Below are 17,058 nucleotides of genomic sequence, written 5' to 3'. Positions count from 1 at the left end.
GCGGGGGGCAGCGGCACGCCGCCGGGGGTCAGAGGCCGCCGGCGCTGGAGATGAGCGCTCTGGGGTCGGCGGCGCCCGCGAGGGTGCCGTCGGGGCGTATGTCGATGAGGTGGGCATGTCCGAAGGCGCCGCCGTAGGGCAGGCGCCGGACGTCGTGGCCGCGCTCGCGCAGCCCCTCCGCCCATGGGGCGCCCTCCTCGATGTCGAGCGTCGCCTCGTCCGGGTCGGCCCAGGCGTCGAAACCGCTCTCCCCCGGGCCGAGCCGCCAGCGGGGGGCGGCGATCGCCTCGCCGGGCGTCTGCCCGGAGACCAGCAGGCGCGCGAGCACCTGGAGCAGGATCTGGGGCTGGGAGTCGCCGCCCATGGTGCCGAGCACCGCGCGCAGCGACCCGTCCGGCCGGGTCACCAGCGCGGGGGCCAGCGTGTGCGGGGGACGGCGGCCGGGGCCGTACTCGGCGGGATGGCCGGGGGTCAGGCAGAACCCCAGGCCCCGGTTGTGCAGGTTGATCCCGGTCGCCGGTTCGAAGAGCATGCTGCCGAACCCGGCCGCGTTGGACTGGATGAGCGACACGCCCATGCCCTCGGCGTCCACGGCGCACAGGTACGTCGTGTCGCCCGGCGCGACCAGGTGGCGCAGCCGCGACCTGCGCGCGGGGTCGATACCCGCGCGGCGCTCGTTCGCCGTGGCCAGCACGCCGTCCACCGGGGCGCCCTCGAAGAGCACGTCGAGCCGGTCGTGCCCGGCGGCCCGCGCGGACTCGGCCAGCAGGTGCGCCCACAGCGGGTCGCCGGGCGCGGCGGGCAGCCCGAGGCCCTCGGCGATGGCCAGCGCGAGCGGCAGCAGGTATCCCTGCGAGTTCGGCGGCACCGTCCACACGTCGTGCCCGAAGGCGTGGACGCCGACCGGCTCCACCCAGTCGGCGTTCACGCGGGCGAGGTCGGCCTCGGAGTACTCCCCCGCGGCGGTGCCGCCGGCCTCGGGGTCGCGGCCGAGCGCCAGCAGGCCCGCGCCGAACTCGCCGAGGTAGAAGCCGTCGCGGCCGTCGGCGCCGAGGGCGGCGAGGGCGCGGCCGACACCGGGCCGCCGCAGCGGCGCGCCCGGCGCCACGGGGCCGTCCACGCCCGGCAGCGCGGCCGCCGCCGGGGCGAGCAGCGGCGAGGCGGGGAACCCGGACTCGGCGTAGCGCACGGCCGGGGCGAGGATCTCCTCCAGCGGGAGACGGCCGTAGCGGCCGTGCAGGGCGACCCACCCGTCGGCGCAGCCGGGCACGGGCACCGACCTGATGTCCTTCTTGAACGGCATGCGCTCGTGCCCCTCGGCGCGCAGCCGGTCGGGGTCGGCCCCGGACCCGGCGCGGCCGGACGCGTTGAGGGTGCGCGGCGGGCCCGCGCCGTCGTGGACGAGCGCGAACAGGTCTCCGCCCAGGCCGCAGGCGTGGGGAGCGGTCACGGCGAGCACCGCGTTGGCGGCGATGGCGGCGTCGGCCGCGGAGCCGCCGCGGCCGAGCATGGTCACCCCGGCCGTCGTGGCCAGGTGGTCGATGGTACAAACCATGCCTAACCCGGCGAACCGCGTGTACTCCATGGCCGAACTCTACGACGCGCCCCCCGTCACGACAGCGCGCCCGACCTCTTTCTCACCCCATCCCCAGGATCGGGCCGCGGGGGCGTCCCCGCCGTCGCGGGCGGCGGACCTCAGCGCCGTAGCGGGATGCTGTAGTCGAGGATCGCGCGGTCGCCCGGGATGACGATCGGGTCGGCGACCTCCACCACGCGCCCGGCCGCGAGCATCAGGCGGGTGATCGCGAACACCGGGACGCCCTGCGCGACGCGCAGCGTCTGCGCCTCCTGCGGGGTGGGCATGCGCGTCGTCACCGACTCCCTGATGTCGTCGACCTCGATGCCGAGCGTGCGGAGCTGGTTGATCGTGCCGCCGGGCCAGGGCTCGTTGCGCGAGTCGGCCACGGGCGTGCGCTCCACGTCGGCGGCCAGCAGGCAGGCCCGCGACACCTGCGCGGGCACGCCGGCGGCGTAGAAGACGAAGTGGCGTTCGAGCACCCGCGCGCCGGTCTCGACGCCGAACAGCCCGGCGAGGCGCTCGTCGGCGCCGATCCACCGGTAGGCGGTGTCCAGGCGGTACTGCTCCCAGGTGATCCCCTGGTCGCGGGTGAAGGAGGTCTGCGGCACGGTCTGCGGGCCGAGGTCGGCCAGGTACCGCTCGGAGGAGATGCGGCGCACCGGCGGCCGTTCACGCACCCAGGTGCCGCCCCGCCCGCGCGTCTCGACGAGGCCCGCGTTCTTCAGGTCGTCGATCGCCTGCCGCACGACGATCTCGGAGACACCGTACTGGCGGGCCAGGTCGGCGTGGCGGGGAAGGCGGGCGCCGGGGGTGAGTCCGCCGGCGAGGATCGCATCGCGCAGTTCCGCCGCGATGTGCTCGTAGGCGTGCCCAGACACGTGCGGGTGTCCCATCTGCCGGGGGTTCCAGGTGGTGTCATCTAGTTGACACGCACCTTATCGTCTCGCCATTGTCGTATATGTCAACCGATTGCCGCAGACGCCAAGGGGGTTGGATGGCCGGGGCCCTCGCCTACTACGCCGCCTGCCGTGCCCGTCTCGCACACGGCCGCCCGCGCCCGCGCCGCGAGGAGCCTCCCCTCCCCTCCGATCCGCCCGCCCCTCGGGAGCACGTCACGCGCGTGGTCCACGGCGCGGCGCCGGCGGGGCCCGCGCGGCGGGACGTCGAGGGCGAGGTCGGGGCGCTGCGCCGGGCCCACCCGGGGTGGCGCGTGTGGGTCTCGGGCCCCACCTGGTACGCGTGCGGCCCCTGGCTGGAGGCCCGGCTGGTCCACGCCCCCACGGCCGAGGGGCTCTCCGCCCTCATCGCCGCGCGCATGGAGGGCTCGCGTTGACGGCGCTGACCTCGTCCTCGGGGCACGCCGACCACGGCCCGCACGTCCCGAAGCCCCGTGAGGACTGCCGGCGCGTCGCCTGGCACGCGCCCATGAACGCCGAGAGCCGGCGGCGCATCCTGCGGTGGACGTGCGAGTGCCGGACGCGCGTGTACTACCTGGTGGTGGGCGGCGGCCTCGCGTACGTCCGGCGCTCGGACAAGCAGACCGGGCAGAACCACGAGACCGCGCGCATGCGGTACCGCGAGGCCGACCACCTGTGGACCGAGCTGCTGCTCGGCCTGGCCCACTGAGCCGGTCCCCCTGGGGCCCGCCGGTCAGCTCAGGGCCTTCAGCTCCTCCAGCGCCTCGTGCAGGTAGGCGGCGAGCGACCAGACGTCGGGCACCATGGCCCGGCAGGCGATGACGCCGACGTCCACGCGCCCGTCGTAGGAGAAGGCGGTGATGTTGACGCCGCCGCTCGCGTCGGAGATCACGGAGACGGGGTACTGGGCGAGCAGCCGCCGGCCGCACACGTACAGCGGGATCTGCGGGCCCGGCACGTTGGAGACCATCAGGTTGACGGCCGGGGTCGTCTGCGCGGCCAGGCCGAACGCCGCCCGGTGGGCGAGGCCGGTGAGCGCGGCGGGCATGCTCTCGCTCAGCGTGCGCAGCCAGCGGGCGGGAGCCAGGTTGAAGCGGTCCTTGATCCGTCCCATCGCCTCGTGGACGGCGCGCAGCCGCTCACGCGGGTCGGCGACCTGGGTGTCCAGCGAGGTGATCATGAGGGTGACCTGGTTGCCCGGCGCCCGGGGGTCCTCGCGCAGGGAGAACGGCACCCCCGCCACCAGCGGCTCGTCCGGCAGCGCGTCGTGGTCGGCCAGCCAGCGGCGCACGGCGGTCGCGACCAGCGTCATCACCACGTCGTTGACGGTGTACCCGAAGGCGTTCTTGACCTGCTTGATCTCGTCCAGCGGGAGCTGGGTGAAGGCGAAGCGGCGGTGCGCGGACACCGGCCCGTTGAAGGGCGTGCGCGGCACCGCGAGCCGGGGCAGCTCGGGCACCTCCTCCTCGGCGCCGCGCAGCCACGCGCTCAGCCCGCGGATCGCGCGGGAGACGGGGACGGCGCCGGGCAGCCGGGAGACGATCGGGATCTCGTCGAGGTGCGGGACGGCCTCGACCAGGAACCGGAGCAGGTAGGCGGGGTTGGCGGCCAGCCGGGCGGCGGTCCTGACGACCATCTCGGCCGCCTCGGGGGCGCGGTCGGGCTCCACGGGGTGCTCGGGCTCGCGGCGCGGCGGGTCCGGTTCGATGTCCATGAACGCGGCCAGCACGTCGGCGCCGCCCATGCCGTCGATCGCCGCGTGGTGCATCTTGGTGTAGAGCGCCGTACGGCCGCCGGTCAGGCCGTGGATGAGGTACATCTCCCACAGCGGACGGTGGCGGTCGAGGAGCCGGGCGTGCAGCCGCGCGACCTGCGCGGCGAGCTGACGGTCGCTGCCGGGCGCGGGCAGGGCGATCTCGCGCACGTGGTAGTCCAGGTCGAGGGCCTCGTCCTGCGCCCAGTAGGGATGGTCGAGGCCGAGCGGCACCGGCACGAGCCGCTGCCGTAGCTGCGGCACCAGGGCCGAGCGCTCCTCGACGAGCTTCAGCAGGTCGTCGCGGGACACCTCGCCGTCGAGGATCGACAGCCCGGCGACGTTCGCGACGTTCGTCTCGCTCTCGAAGTTGAGGAACTGCGCGTCGAGCGCGCTGAGCTGCCGCACCGTCCACCTCCTGAGGCCGTCCACCGGCCTTGATCCCTCTCCGTTGTACCTTCCCCCCTCTGCCCCTCCGACGCCGGGCCTCCCGCCGCGGCGGGCCACTTGTGCGGCGTGGCAGGAAGCTGCTGCGGCCGTGCAACTTGCTGCCTCCGTTTCGCCTGGTCCGGGCCCTGGTGAGCCCGCACAGTGGGAAGTGCGACACCAAGGACGACCGACCGGCAACCGACACAGACAACCGACGAAGACACGGATCGACCATGACTCCCTCCAGAATCCCCCCGGCCGCGACCGCCGCCGGCATCCCGGGCGCCGCCCGGCAGCCCGCCACCGCCACGCCCGGAACGACGTGGGACTGAGTGGGGTCGCCATGCTGGTCGAACTGACGCTCCGCAGGGTCGCCGGAGAACCGTCGCCGAACTCGCCGGTGGACGGGATCCGGATCCTCGCGCTGCTGCCCCCGCGGTGGCGCAAGGACCTCAGGCACGTGACCGACGAGATCGCCATCAGGGTGCAGACCGACGACCACGTGACCGCCACGCAGATCCGTGACCAGGTGACAGAGATTTTGACCAACCCGGAGGTGAGCGACTGGGCAGTGCTGGCCTGCGAGCCCGTGACCGTTTGAGACCCCGACGCGAAGGACGAGAATCCGTGAACGCCCCCTCCCTCAAGGCCGGCGAGTGCCACGTCTGGTGGGCACGCCCGCAGGACCGCCGGATCGAGAGCCTGATCGGCGTGCTCGACGCCGTCGAGCTGACACGTGTGCCGACGTACCGCCGCGACGAGGACCGGCTCCGGTTCGTCACGGCGTGCTGGCTGCTGCGCACGGCGGCGGGCGCGCAGCTCGGCGTGGCGCCGGAAGAGGTGCCCGTCGAGCGCGGCTGTGACGGCTGCGGCAAGCCGCACGGCCGCCCGCGGATCCTGAGCCCGGACCCGTTGCACGTCTCGGTGTCCCACTCGGGAGAGCGGGTGGCCGTGGCGCTGACGGCCACCGGCCCGGTGGGGGTCGACGTGGAGGTGGTGCCGGACGCCCCGCTGCGCGAACTGGTGCGCTGCGCGCTGAGCCCGGCCGAGTCCGCCGCGCTGGAGACCCTGCCGGAGGGCGAGCGGCACGCCGGCTTCGCCCGGCTGTGGACCCGCAAAGAGGCCGTTTTGAAGGCCACGGGTCACGGTCTGCGGATCGCCCCGAACAAAGTGGAGGTCAGCGAAGCCACCGAGCACCCGGAACTGATCGCCTGGCCGCTTGAGATCCCTCCGGCCGCGCTGCAACTGCGCACCCTTTTCCCCGGCGACGGGTACACGGGCACCGTCGCGATCATCACCGACCATCTGCCGATCACGGTGGTCGAAAGGAACGCGGCGGAGCTGGCGCCCGCCGACTTCCCCGCCGCCGCGCCTCTGGCCGCATGACCGTTGACGCGATCCGGCACAAGACTGTTGAATGAATAACCACGGTAATTCACCGCCGGCACGGCCCTCTGGGCCCGATACATAAAACGCGCCGCCAGGCCGATTTCGCGCTTATCGAGTGGCAGTCCAGGTGAAAAGGAGAGGAAGCCCGCTCCGTGAGAAATCATTTCGTCCTGGTCCCCGGCCCCTGGATGGGCGCATGGGTCTGGGAGCCGGTGACCCGCGGGCTGCGCGCCCGGGGGCATCCCGTCAGTCCGGTCACTCTCTCCGGGCTGGCCAACGCCGAGGCCGACGTGTCCGCCGTCGGCCTCGCCACCCACGTCGAGGACGTCCTCACCCTGCTGGAGCAGGACGACCTGCGGGACGTCATCCTCGTCGGGCACAGCTACTCGGGCATCGTGGCCGGTCAGGTCGCCGACCGCGCGCCGGGCCGCGTCGCCCACACCGTGTTCGTGGAGGGCTTCCTGCCCCACCACGGCAAGTCGATGCTGCACGCCTTCCCTGAACGCCAGCGCGCCGGCGAGCTGCGCCTGATCGCCGAGAACCGCGGGCGCTGGCCCACCCCCGACGTCACGATCGTCGCCGACGGGCAGGATCTGTCGATCCAGCAGGCCAACTGGCTGGTGGATCGCTTCGTCGGCCACCCCGGGCACACCCTGTCGGAGCCCGCGGTGCTCACCCGCCCGCTGGAGCAGCAGCACGCGACCTACGTCGTCTGCGCCAAGGACCACTTCGGCGGCAAGATCTCCCCGGACGTCGCCGCGATGCGCGGCCGGCCCAACTGGTCGTTCCACACCCTCAACACCGGCCACTGGCCGATGGTCTCGGCCCCCGACCAGCTCGTCACCCTGCTCAGCTCCATCGCCTCCGGCGCCTCGCTGGCATCCGAGTCCCGCTGACCGGCCCGCTCGCCGAGCCGGTCAGCCCGGGACGGGCGCCGGCCTGCGCACCGCGGCCTGGTACGCCTCGGCGAACGCCCGCGCGATCTTGATCTCGCCGAGCTCGTTCGGATGCAGACCGTCGTAGCTGTCGGTCCGCGCGTCGTAGACGACGCCGAGGCCCACCGGCGCCACCGGCGAGCGGGCGGTCGACAGGCCCTCCAGCAGCGCGGGCAGCCGCCGGTTGTAGGCGGCGACGTCGCGTTCCAGGTGGGGGTGCTCCTCCAGCGGCGTGCGGTGCACGACGTCGGCCACCAGCAGGCCGATCGAGGGGGCGGCCCGCCTGGCCCGGCGGACGAAGGCGGCCATGGCGGCGAGCAGGCGGTCGGGGCCGCAGACGCCCCAGGCCAGGTCGTTGAAGCCGAGCGCGACCATCAGCCAGTCGGGGCGGTGCTCGGCGACCGCGTCCGCGATGTTGTCCTTGGCCTCGTCGAGCCGCCGCCCCCAGCACGCGTAGTGCCGGCTGTCGGGAAAGCGCAGCCCCTCCCGGTACGGTCCCGCGTAGGCGGGGTGGCCGGGCGGCGCGGGACGTCCGCCGGGCGGCTGCGCCGCCGAGGGCACCCACGTGCCCCGCCACGGCCCGGCGAAGCGCGCCGGGACGCCGTGGCGGGTCAGGCTCCGGGACAGCCGGTAGCGCCAGGTGTGGTCGCCCTCCCGGCCCTGACTGATCGAGTCTCCCACGATCATGATCGTGGTGTCGGTCCCCGGGATGGCGTGCCTCCGTCAGACTCCGGCCGCCGCCTCCTCGGCGGGGCGCCCGCGTGCCGGTCCGCGCGACCGCGGGAGGTACAGGAACACCAGGATCGCCAGGCCGGCCAGGAGCAGCAGGCCCGTGAAGATCCACTCGTTGGATCCGCCGGGGCCGTACACCTGGTTGGGCCGCCCCACGTCGATGGCCCTGGTGCTCTCCCCGGCGCGGAGCGTAGTGCGATCACTGCCGTACAGGGCGATGTCGGTGCGGATCTCCCCGGACTTCGTGCGGAAGTCCCCGAGCCAGGTGCAGCTCTCGTGCCCGGGGTGCTGGATGCAGTAGAGCTGCCGGGCGGTGAACTCGCCCGGCGTCCCCTCCGCCCGCGCGGCCCGCAGGGTCGGGCCGATGCTCGGCACGGCCAGGTACAGCAGCAGCGCGCCGATGAAGGTCAGGACGATGGTGAGGAACGGAGAACGCCTCCGCCTCCCGGACGTCATGCCCGCGCCGGCACGGGCAGGGCGCAGCTGCACCTCGCCTCGGCGCGCTCGGCCGCGTTCGGGCGCAGGTGGAGCACCATGGCCACGACCATGGGGATGAAGACGACGGTGTTGTAGAACAGGTGCAGCTCCACGCGCGGGACCAGGAGCTGGATGATGCTCGTCGGGACGGGCTTGCCGGCCAGGTTGTTGCCGGTGATCGCCTGCAGGAGCAACAGCAGGTGCTCGAAGTGGTGCCAGACCTGGATGCCGAGCGAGATGTTCCACCAGGTGCGCGACCTGCCGGTGAAGCCCTTGCGCAGCATGATCAGTCCGACGAGCATGAGCAGCGCGTAGCCGTAGTGCATCCACTCCGACTTCACGAGCCACGGGAAGGGCAGCCCGAGCACGCCGCGGGCCTCGGGCAGCGGCCAGCCGAGGGCGTAGATCTGTATCGCCTGGGCGATGTGCTCGGCCCAGTGGGCGAGCACGACGAACGAGAAGACGTACAGGGCGGCCTTGTGATGGCGGCCGTTCAGCGCCGATCCGGAATCGACGGAACCGAGCCGGGCGGTCTCTGTAGCCATGGGGCGAACCTCGATTTCCACGTTCATGGCCGTACACCGGCGTACGGGTGATCGCGCGCCGGGGGATCCCGGCCGCGCGTTTCTCGTGCGGCGCGGGAAATCACGTCAATTGTCGGCGGGACGACCCGCCGGGTCTTCTTCTCATATGCTCACTTTCCCGGACGGGGTATGTGGAAGGGTTTCCCTTCCGCCGGGAAATGGCGCGGTGCGGAAAGCCGATGCGGGCGGCCCCATAAACGCCCCACGCGTCACAGCGGCACGTTGCCGTGCTTGCGCTGCGGCGCGGGCCTGCGCTTGTTGCGCAGCATCGCCAGCCCGCGCGCGACCGCCGCGCGGGTCTGCACGGGGTCGATGACGTCGTCCACCAGGCCGCGCTCGGCGGCGTAGTGCGGGTGCATGAGCTGCTCGGTGTACTCGGCGACCAGCTCGGCGCGCAGCCGGGCCGGGTCCATCGAGGCGGCCAGTTCCTTGCGGAAGATGACGTTGACGGCGCCCTCGGCGCCCATGACCGCGATCTCGTTGGTGGGCCACGCCAGAGAGAGGTCGGTGCCGATCGTGCGGGAGTCCATGACGATGTACGCGCCGCCGTAGGCCTTGCGGACGATGACGTGGACGCGCGGCACGGTGGCCTCGCAGTAGGCGTACAGCAGCTTGGCGCCGTGCCGGATGATGCCCGCGTGCTCCTGGTCGACGCCGGGCAGGAAGCCGGGCACGTCGATGAGCGTGACCAGGGGGATGTTGAAGGCATCGCAGAACCGGACGAAGCGCGCGGCCTTCTGGGAGGCGGTGACGTCCAGCACGCCCGCGAGCACCATGGGCTGGTTGCCGACCACGCCGACCACCTCGCCGTCGAGGCGGCCGAGCGCGCAGACGACGTTCTGCGCCCAGTCCTGGTGCACCTCCATGAAGTCCCCGTCGTCGAGGATCTCGGCCATGACGAGCCGCATGTCGTAGGGCTTGTTCGGCTCGACGGGGACGATGCCGGCCAGCCGGGGGCGCACGTCGGCGGTGGCGTCGCGGGGCGGCTCGGCCGGGGGGAACTCCATGTTGTTGGCGGGCAGCAGCGACACCAGGTACCTGACCTCGGCCAGGCAGCTCCGCTCGTCGTCGTACACGAACGTCGCGAGGCCGGACCGCCCGCCGTGCACGTCGGCGCCGCCCAGCTCGGCGTGGCTGACCCGCTGGCCGCTGACGGCCGCCACGACGTCGGGCCCGGTCAGGTACATCTGGGCGATGTCGCGCACCATGAAGGCGAAGTCGGCGAGCGCGACGGTGTAGGCCGCTCCCCCGGCGCACGGGCCGAGCACGACGCTGATCTGCGGGATCACGCCGGAGGCCTGCACGCTGCGCTGGAAGATGCCGCCGTATCCGCTGAGCGCGACCACGCCCTCCTGGATGCGGGCGCCGCCGCTGTCGAGCAGGCCGATCAGCGGCGCGCCGGTGGAGATGGCCAGGTCCATCACCTTGTGGATCTTCGCCGCGTGCGCCGCGCCGAGCGAGCCGCCGAAGACGGTGAAGTCCTGGGCGTAGACGAACACGCGGCGGCCGTGGATGGTGCCCGAGCCGGTGACCACGCCGTCGGTGTGCGGGCGGTTCTCCTCGATGCGCAGGCCGTGCGCCTGGTGGCGGCGGTACATGTCCAGCTCGATGAACGAGTCCTCGTCGAGGAGGGCGTCGATGCGCTCGCGCGCGGTGAGCTTGCCGAGCGCGTGCTGGCGGGCGACGCCGTCGGGACGGCCGGCGACGATGCGGTCGCGCAGGCCGTCGCGCCGCTCGCGCAGCGCCGCCATGCTCGCCGGAGCGGAGGTCTCGGCGGGCCTGGCGGGGCCGTCCTGCTCGTGGCGGGGCACGGGGACCGGGACGAAGTCGAGCGGGCTCACCGGGCCGAGCGGGGTCAGCGGCTCGATCGGCACGTCGGCGGGGTCGAGGCCCGGGCCGGTCGCGGTCCGCTCGCCCATGGCGGCTTCTCCCCTCATCGCGCTCCTCCAGACACAAGGCCCGGCCGCCGGGCCGCCGCCCCGGCCTGACCGGCGGTCAGGCAGCCGGTCTCATGCAGCCAGCGCACCGTGTCGGCGGCGGTCTCGGCGACGGGCCGGGGGGTGATCCCGTAGGTGCTGGCGTGCCCGGCCACCCGGGTGGCGCAGGCGCAGGTGTAGATGGCGCCGTACTCGGCGGGGATGTGCCACGGCCACACGCGCTGCAGCAGGCCGGTGAGCGCCCCCGCCGGGAGCATCGCCGCGGCCGGGAGGAACACCGCGGGCAGGGCGCGGCCGGTGACCTCGCGCAGCACGTCCACGTACGCGCGGGTGGTGAGGTAGCGGCCGGGGCCGAAGTGCCTGCCGGGCACGCCGTCCGGCGCGGTGAGCAACCGGGCGTGCAGTTCGGCGGTGTCGCGCACGTCGCCGACCGGGAAGCCGCCGCCCGGCCACATCGGCGTGAGGCCGCGCAGCACGGCGCGCACCCGCGAGGTCTGGTCGCCGAGGTTCGGGTCGTGCGGGCCGAGCAGCGCGGGCGGATAGGTGATGACGACGGGCGCCCCGTCCTCCTGGTGGGCGCGGGCGACGGCCTCGGCGGCCGCCTTGCTCGCCATGTACGTCTCGCGGGGCCGGCCGACCGGCGAGTCCGCGTCGATCACCCGCCCGCCGGGGCCGGGGGTTCCGGGGAACAGGGCGGCGACGCTGGAGACGTGCAGGATCCGCCGGACGCCGGCGCGGCGGGCGGCGCCGAGCACGACGCCGGTGCCGCGCTCGTTGGTGCGGCGCATCTCGGCGTGCCGCCTGCTGTCGAAGGAGTACACCGAGGCGGCGTGCAGCACGGCCTCGGCGCCGCGCGTCGCCCGCGCCACGCTCGGCTCGTCGGTGACGTCGCCCGGGACCAGCTCGACGTCGCCGGCGTCGACGCCGAGCGGCGCGAGGACGCGGGCGGCCTTCGCGGGGTCGCGCACGAGCATGCGGACGCGGTGGCCGTCACGGACGAAGGCCGCGACCGAATGTGCGCCGACGAATCCGGTGCCGCCGGTCACGCTTACCAGCATCAGATCATCTCCTCTGATCCAGACCAGTGAAATGCCTGGCGCTCCCGGCTCGCATCTCCGAGTGTGCTGATCGCCCGGGACGCGGCGCGACCGCCTTTCGAAACCACGGCGCAAGTGGTCCTCCATGGCAGCAAGCTGCTATGGGGCAGGCAACTTGCTGCCCGTGCAGCGGGTGGCCGGGCGGTCCCCGACCCCCCAAAGTTGTCGTATGAGAACCGGCATCGCACACGCAGAAAACGGATCGGGAAATGACGCCCACGAAAATTCCGCCAACCGTCAGCGCGCCCTCCGGCACCGGTGAGGGCAGCGCACGGACCGCCACCGTACCCGGCACGACCTGGGACTCCATGCCCTCCCCCGCGGAGGACGACGGCGCCGGGCACGCGCCGATCCTGGTCGAGCTGGCGATTCGCCGCAGGGACGGAAACGCCGCGCCCAATTCCCTGGTCGCGGGAATCAGAATTCTCTCGCTGCTGCCGCGGAACTGGCGCAAGGACCTGCAGCAGACGGGCGAGGGAATGGCGCTTCGCGTGTACGCCGACGTGCTCCCGGCGGCGCGAATTCGCGAGGAAGTGGCCGCCGTGCTCACCAATCCGGAGGTCGGCGAGTGGGAGGTGGCGGCGTGCCGGACCTTGTCTCCACAGGTGTGAGCCGGGGGCTCAGATCCAGTTCTCCTCTTTGGCGCGCAGCGCGGCCTGGAAACGGTTGACGGCGCCGAGCCTGGCCATCAGGTCGGCGACGTAGCGCCGGTAGGTGCGCACCGAGACGTCGATCTCGCGGGCCGCGATCTCGTCCTTGTCCGCCGTCGCCATCACGGCGAGCACCCGGCGTTCGAGGTCGGAGAGGAGCGGCCCGTCGGTGGTGGGCTCGGTGAACTCGCGGAAGTCGACGGCGGCGTCCCAGACGCCGTCGAAGTAGGTGACGAGCTGGGAGACCAGGCCGGCCTCGCGGACCAGCAGGGCTCCCCTGGCGCTCTCCTTGGGGTGGATCGGCACGACCGCGACGCTGCGGTCGAAGATCACCATACGGTCCATGGGGTCCTCGGTGATGCGGATCTGGCCGCCGAGGCCCACGACGTCACGCAGGTACGCGGACATCAGCGGGTCGTCCAGGGCCTTGGGGTGGTACACCGCCTTGACCGCGAGGCCGCGCCGCAGGGACCGGGTGTCCAGGGGCAGCGCGGTCTCGATGGCCCCGGGCGACAGCGGCCCGCCCGGGTGCAGGCACAGGGTCTCCCGGTAGGAGAAGAAGCCCAGGTCGTCCAGCCGCTGGCGGACCCGGTCCAGGCCCTCCACGCGCTCGATGTCGAGCATGGAGGTGGCGTTCTCGCCGTGCCGCTGGTCCTCGACGAAGGCGGCGATGGCGTCGCGGGCCGCGAGCACGCGGCGGATCGCGGTGTTCAGCTCGTTGAGGCGTTCCTCGATGAGTCGCTCGATGCCGATGCGGGGCTCGGTGGCGACCACCCGGTGGCGGTCGGCGAGGTCGATCAACTGCAGGTTGGCCAGCGTGTCGATGGCGGCCTCGACGCTGTCGGGGTCGAGGTCGAGGCCCTGCCGGATCGAGCCGACGCCGGCGCCCGGGTTTCGCAGGAAGTAGCGATAGACCTCCACCGCCTCATCGGTGAGCCCGATCACGGAAACGTCCATGGCGCGCCTCCTGGCCATGTACCTCACCCGGGGTGGACGCCGGGGTTCCCGCCCCGCCTCCCCAGGATATGTGTAATCACAAATTATCAGACATCAGATGGTTCGTATACCATCACATCGTGCGCTCCTCGCCCGCGCCGGGCGAGGCGAGCAGCGCGAGGATGCGGTCCAGGTGCGCGCGGTCCTCGGCCGAGAGCCCGCCGATCAGCTCCTCGTGGACCTCGGCGGTCAGGGGATGCAGCGTGTCGCGCAGGAACGCGCGCCCGGCCTCGGTGAGCTCGATGGCGTAGGCCCTGCGGTCGGCGCGGTCGCGCCCGCGCGCCACCAGCCCGCGCCCTTCCAGGACGTCGATGATGTGCACCATGGTGGAGCGGTCGACGCCGAGGCGCCGTCCGATCTCCTGCTGGGACAGCGAGCCCGCGGCCTCCAGAACGCCGAGCACGCCGTAGTCGCGCCAGCGCAGCTCGTCGCCGCGCAGCGCCCGTTCGAACCTCAGCGTGACCTCGCGCGCGGCGCCGTTCAGCAGCCAGGCCGTGGACTCGGCGAGCAACGGCGCGGCCGGCGCGGGCTCGCGCCGGGTTCCGCCCATGCCTTCCCCTCCTTCACAGGACCTCGGGACCCAGGGGCGGCTTGGCCCACGCGCTCGCGGACGGCTGGGACTGCTCCCACGCCGACACGATGTCGCGCACCTCTTCCCAGATGGCGCTCAGCTCGTCCCAGGTGGTGCCGGCGTCGGGGCCGCCGCGCCCGTCTTCGGACATGGGAACCCTCCTCGCCACACGGCGGTGAACACCGGGCAAGGCGCTTCGACCCTCGCCAATAGGTAGCTTGGCAGATCATCAGCAAACTTGTCAATCAGTGATCCTGACGGTTTGTCTCCCGCTGTTGCGTCGCACATGAGCACATGTGACACTCTTGCCATATGGCGGCGTAGCAATAACGGCATGCCACGCATTTCCGGACAGTTCCCCACGGAAGGCATTCACGTGAGCGCTGATTCCCCGCATGCCGATGTCCTCCTCCCGGCCTTCCTGTCCAGTTCCACGAGCGTTCTGCTGAGCAAGGCCGACGATCTTTTCAGCGACATCCTGGAAACGGCGGTCGAGCCCTTCGGCCTGCGCGCCAAGGATTTCATCGTGCTCGCGGCCATCGATTCAATGGGCCCGCAGTCCCAGCAGCAACTGGCCCGCATTCACGGAATCGACAGGACCACAATGGTCAGCGTCGTGGACGGCCTGGAAAGGCTCGGCCTGGTGCAACGCGCCCGCAACCCCGACGACCGGCGCAAGTACGCGATCGGACTCACCGGCGAAGGCCAGGCCCTGCTGCACGACGAGCTGGCCCCGGTCATGCTGAACGCCCTGGACGGTTTCCTGGCGCCGCTGGACGCCGACGAGCGCGCCCGGCTCAACACCCTGCTGTGGCGCCTGGTCCACGACCGCGACCGGCCCGCCCAGCCCTGACCCGCCTCTCGCCCGGGCTCTGACCCCGCCTCTTCCCGCCGCCTCCCGCCTGCGGGCTCGGCGTCCCACGGCACCGGGCCGGGCGGCTCCTACGGCACCGGACAGGGCAGCGGGGTGCCCGGCGGGGCGGTGCGGTAGCAGGCCGCTCCCGGGCAGACCACCTTCACGGCGTGGCCGAACGCCGTCACCAGGACCGGCTCGTGCCCGAACCGGCGCGTGGCGATCTCCGCCCAGCTCGGCGACGCGACGCCCACGCCCATCGCCTCGACCGCCGCCGGGTCGGCCTCCAGCGCCGACCATTCCAGATACGCCAGGTAGTCGTTCTCGCGGTGCCACACCGTGAGCCTGCGCAGCGAGTCCGCCACGGGCAAGGTGCTCCACGGCTGCGCCCGCGCGGCGATCGCGCGCAGGAACGCCTCCTCCACCGCGGCGCGCGCCGTGCGCGCCGCCGCGGCGGCGATCGTGGCGCCGTCGCCGCTCACCCCCGCCACCGCGATCTGGAAGTCCGGTCCTGGCAGCAGGAACACCGAGACCCGCAGTCCCAGCAACGACGCCGCCGCGGCGGCGCCCTCCGGGATCAGGCGCGCCAGGTGCTCCGAGACGCGCAGCAGCGGCGCGCGCGGGCTCGTCCACCAGCGGGTCACCATGTCGTGCGCGAGCAGGTCGGCGATCGCGCCGTCCTCGCCGTCGTCCGGCACGCCGACCGCGGTCGGCTCGACGCGGCCGTCCCTGTCGCCCAGCCACACGATCTCGGCGGGCAGCGCGTAGCGGTCGCCGCTCAGCAGGCCGATGCCGGCGACCCGCGCCTCGATGTCGGCCGGCGGCTCGGGCATGAAGTCGGCCAGGCTCAGTTCCCTGACGTCGTCGTCCGGGTCGGGCCGGGAGCCGGGGATGGCGTGCAGCGCGTCCAGGGCGGTGGCCCGCCTCTCGGCGCGGGCGCGGGCGGCGCGCGGGGTGAAGCCGGCGGCCACGGTCACGAGGCCCGAGGCGGCGCGCCGCGCGTACGCCAGGTGCACCTCACCGCCGAGCACCTCGGCGGTGCCCTCCGTGCCCTCCGTGCCCTCCGTGTGCTCTGTGCGCTCTGCGCGATCCGCGCTTGTCGTGACCTCGGTGTCGTCCCTGACGTCCCTGCCGCGCGCGGCGTGCACGTCGCCCGAGTGGACCGGCGGCCGCGACGCCGAGATCGCCGATCGCGGGCTGTCGGGAATGGGCGCCATCAGTCACTCCTCGCGACGGTCCGGACATGGGAAGGGCCCGGCGGCGGGCCCTTCGGCTCGCGGCCCCCTGCCGCCGCCGGAAGGTTCGTGCCGCCGACCGGACCGCGCGACCGATTCGCCCGGCGTCCAGCACCCGGCACGTGCCGCGGACCACGCAAGGCACTGGCACACCACCAATGCTCCACGCCCGCGAAAGCGCACGTCAACAAGTAAGGACCCATCCAGCAACATGGAAGAAATCCCGTGGCCGGGCATTTCTCCCGCGCGGGAGTCCCCGTGGCCGCGGTGTGATCGATCTCGTACGGCGCGCCCGCCGCACAGGGAAATGAAAAGCGCGCCGCGCCGTGCCCGGCGCGCGGGGGACGTACCACCGGCCCGGCGCGCGCCCGCGGCCGGGTCTCCCCGGTCACGGGCGGCGGCGCCGGGCCGATGTCCGTCGGGCGCCCGCGGCGGATCAGACCTCGTCGCGGGAGCAGTTCTGGTAGGCGGCGAGCTTCCAGTCACCCTCGTACCGGGTGATCACCCAGGTCGCCCGGATGGCCTCCTTGTCCGAGACGACGGTCTCCCCCGGCGACAGCACGCCGCCCCCGGTAGTGATCACCGCGGTGTCGGGCGTGAGGAACCGCAGGTCAAGGGGCGTGCCGGTGACCGTGGTGCCCTTGTACTTGTTCTTGAACGCGTCCGCCATGAACGCCTCGATCTCCGCCGTGCCCTTGTTGTAGGAGCCGGGAAGGATCATGGTCCCGTCCGGCGTGAAGACGTTGGCGAACGCCTTGGCGTCCTGACGGGCCCAGGCGGTGACGATACGGAACGGGACGGCGGCGACGGCCGCCTTCTCCAGTTCGGCGGTGGGTGTGGCCATGACTCAAGCCCTTTCGGTGGATTCCCTGAACGGAGATGCCGGGAAAGCCGGGGACGGCGGGCGTGGCCGCCGTTCCCGGC

At 73.0% G+C, this 17,058-nt stretch carries 20 protein-coding genes; 7 read left to right on the top strand and 13 right to left on the bottom strand.

Translation table 11 applies throughout. From position 1 onward, the window contains the following. Nucleotides 1-28: 28 nt before the first annotated feature. Both BJ981_RS29870 and BJ981_RS29865 read right to left on the bottom strand, forming a co-directional pair. A complete protein-coding gene (locus BJ981_RS29870; protein ID WP_239139298.1) occupies nucleotides 29-1,555 on the bottom strand; it encodes a gamma-glutamyltransferase family protein in 1,527 nt (508 codons plus the stop codon). A 140-nt stretch (nucleotides 1,556-1,695) separates the two neighbouring features. Next, entirely contained in the window at nucleotides 1,696-2,457 is a 762-nt protein-coding gene (locus tag BJ981_RS29865; protein ID WP_239139299.1) for a GntR family transcriptional regulator, read from the bottom strand. 116 nt (nucleotides 2,458-2,573) lie between these two features. Here BJ981_RS29865 and BJ981_RS29860 point away from each other — a divergent pair, with 116 nt between their 5' ends. Together BJ981_RS29860 and BJ981_RS29855 are read left to right on the top strand one after the other, a co-directional pair. After that, a complete protein-coding gene (locus BJ981_RS29860; RefSeq protein ID WP_184616762.1) occupies nucleotides 2,574-2,912 on the top strand; it encodes a hypothetical protein in 339 nt (112 codons plus the stop codon). Next, nucleotides 2,909-3,205 carry a hypothetical protein gene (locus BJ981_RS29855; protein WP_184616761.1) on the top strand — a complete coding sequence of 99 codons (297 nt, stop codon included), beginning with the start codon at nucleotides 2,909-2,911 and terminating at the stop codon, nucleotides 3,203-3,205. Before BJ981_RS29860 ends, BJ981_RS29855 begins: the two co-directional genes overlap by 4 nt. A gap of 24 nt (nucleotides 3,206-3,229) precedes the next feature. Here the strand turns inward: BJ981_RS29855 and BJ981_RS29850 are convergent, their stop codons facing one another. Continuing rightward, nucleotides 3,230-4,657: a WS/DGAT/MGAT family O-acyltransferase gene (locus BJ981_RS29850; RefSeq protein ID WP_184616760.1), complete on the bottom strand. Its 1,428-nt coding sequence runs from the start codon at nucleotides 4,655-4,657 to the stop codon at nucleotides 3,230-3,232. A gap of 364 nt (nucleotides 4,658-5,021) precedes the next feature. Between BJ981_RS29850 and BJ981_RS29845 the strand changes: the two genes are divergently transcribed. The 3 genes from BJ981_RS29845 (at nucleotide 5,022) to BJ981_RS29835 (ending at nucleotide 6,963) form a co-directional block, all read left to right on the top strand. Beyond that, entirely contained in the window at nucleotides 5,022-5,279 is a 258-nt protein-coding gene (locus BJ981_RS29845; protein WP_184616759.1) for a hypothetical protein, read from the top strand. 26 nt (nucleotides 5,280-5,305) lie between these two features. Next, nucleotides 5,306-6,064 carry a 4'-phosphopantetheinyl transferase family protein gene (locus tag BJ981_RS39490; protein ID WP_184616758.1) on the top strand — a complete coding sequence of 253 codons (759 nt, stop codon included), beginning with the start codon at nucleotides 5,306-5,308 and terminating at the stop codon, nucleotides 6,062-6,064. 155 nt (nucleotides 6,065-6,219) lie between these two features. Continuing rightward, nucleotides 6,220-6,963: an alpha/beta fold hydrolase gene (locus tag BJ981_RS29835; RefSeq protein ID WP_184616757.1), complete on the top strand. Its 744-nt coding sequence runs from the start codon at nucleotides 6,220-6,222 to the stop codon at nucleotides 6,961-6,963. A 21-nt stretch (nucleotides 6,964-6,984) separates the two neighbouring features. Here BJ981_RS29835 and BJ981_RS29830 read toward each other — a convergent pair whose 3' ends face one another. From BJ981_RS29830 to BJ981_RS29810, 5 genes are all read right to left on the bottom strand, one after another. After that, nucleotides 6,985-7,683, bottom strand: coding sequence for a GDSL-type esterase/lipase family protein (locus BJ981_RS29830; protein WP_184616756.1), 699 nt, complete (start codon nucleotides 7,681-7,683; stop codon nucleotides 6,985-6,987). Nucleotides 7,684-7,725: 42 nt separating this feature from the next. Beyond that, nucleotides 7,726-8,190, bottom strand: a complete 465-nt coding sequence (locus BJ981_RS29825) for a hypothetical protein (protein WP_184616755.1) — start codon at nucleotides 8,188-8,190, stop codon at nucleotides 7,726-7,728. Next, nucleotides 8,187-8,756 (bottom strand): hypothetical protein, encoded by a 570-nt coding sequence (locus BJ981_RS29820; protein ID WP_184616754.1) that lies wholly within the window; start codon nucleotides 8,754-8,756, stop codon nucleotides 8,187-8,189. Before BJ981_RS29820 ends, BJ981_RS29825 begins: the two co-directional genes overlap by 4 nt. 248 nt (nucleotides 8,757-9,004) lie before the next feature. Next, complete coding sequence (locus BJ981_RS29815; RefSeq protein ID WP_184617653.1) at nucleotides 9,005-10,546, bottom strand: acyl-CoA carboxylase subunit beta; 1,542 nt, start codon at nucleotides 10,544-10,546, stop codon at nucleotides 9,005-9,007. Nucleotides 10,547-10,728: 182 nt separating this feature from the next. Then, nucleotides 10,729-11,790 carry an NAD-dependent epimerase/dehydratase family protein gene (locus BJ981_RS29810; RefSeq protein ID WP_184616753.1) on the bottom strand — a complete coding sequence of 354 codons (1,062 nt, stop codon included), beginning with the start codon at nucleotides 11,788-11,790 and terminating at the stop codon, nucleotides 10,729-10,731. 248 nt (nucleotides 11,791-12,038) lie between these two features. On the opposite strand from BJ981_RS29810, the gene BJ981_RS29805 reads away from it, so the two are divergent. Continuing rightward, the gene (locus BJ981_RS29805) at nucleotides 12,039-12,440 is read left to right on the top strand and encodes a hypothetical protein (protein WP_184616752.1); all 402 of its coding nucleotides are present in this window, start codon (nucleotides 12,039-12,041) and stop codon (nucleotides 12,438-12,440) included. Nucleotides 12,441-12,449: 9 nt separating this feature from the next. On the opposite strand, the gene BJ981_RS29800 is transcribed toward BJ981_RS29805, so the two are convergent. From BJ981_RS29800 to BJ981_RS29790, 3 genes are all read right to left on the bottom strand, one after another. Next, complete coding sequence (locus BJ981_RS29800) at nucleotides 12,450-13,436, bottom strand: helix-turn-helix domain-containing protein (RefSeq protein ID WP_184616751.1); 987 nt, start codon at nucleotides 13,434-13,436, stop codon at nucleotides 12,450-12,452. A gap of 112 nt (nucleotides 13,437-13,548) precedes the next feature. After that, nucleotides 13,549-14,025: a MarR family winged helix-turn-helix transcriptional regulator gene (locus BJ981_RS29795; protein ID WP_184616750.1), complete on the bottom strand. Its 477-nt coding sequence runs from the start codon at nucleotides 14,023-14,025 to the stop codon at nucleotides 13,549-13,551. Nucleotides 14,026-14,038: 13 nt separating this feature from the next. After that, nucleotides 14,039-14,197, bottom strand: a complete 159-nt coding sequence (locus BJ981_RS29790) for a hypothetical protein (RefSeq protein ID WP_184616749.1) — start codon at nucleotides 14,195-14,197, stop codon at nucleotides 14,039-14,041. A 225-nt stretch (nucleotides 14,198-14,422) separates the two neighbouring features. On the opposite strand from BJ981_RS29790, the gene BJ981_RS29785 reads away from it, so the two are divergent. After that, nucleotides 14,423-14,899 (top strand): MarR family winged helix-turn-helix transcriptional regulator, encoded by a 477-nt coding sequence (locus tag BJ981_RS29785; protein WP_184616748.1) that lies wholly within the window; start codon nucleotides 14,423-14,425, stop codon nucleotides 14,897-14,899. Between the two features lie 89 nt (nucleotides 14,900-14,988). Here the strand turns inward: BJ981_RS29785 and BJ981_RS29780 are convergent, their stop codons facing one another. Together BJ981_RS29780 and BJ981_RS29775 are read right to left on the bottom strand one after the other, a co-directional pair. After that, nucleotides 14,989-16,116, bottom strand: a complete 1,128-nt coding sequence (locus BJ981_RS29780) for a hypothetical protein (protein WP_184616747.1) — start codon at nucleotides 16,114-16,116, stop codon at nucleotides 14,989-14,991. A 454-nt stretch (nucleotides 16,117-16,570) separates the two neighbouring features. After that, nucleotides 16,571-16,978 (bottom strand): SgcJ/EcaC family oxidoreductase, encoded by a 408-nt coding sequence (locus BJ981_RS29775; protein WP_184616746.1) that lies wholly within the window; start codon nucleotides 16,976-16,978, stop codon nucleotides 16,571-16,573. Nucleotides 16,979-17,058: the final 80 nt, after the last annotated feature.

Origin of the sequence: Sphaerisporangium krabiense (assembly GCF_014200435.1) — a bacterium.
GTDB classification, from domain to species: domain Bacteria; phylum Actinomycetota; class Actinomycetes; order Streptosporangiales; family Streptosporangiaceae; genus Sphaerisporangium; species Sphaerisporangium krabiense.
Note: the sequence above shows the minus strand (reverse complement) of the source record. Positions and strands in the feature narration are given on the sequence as shown.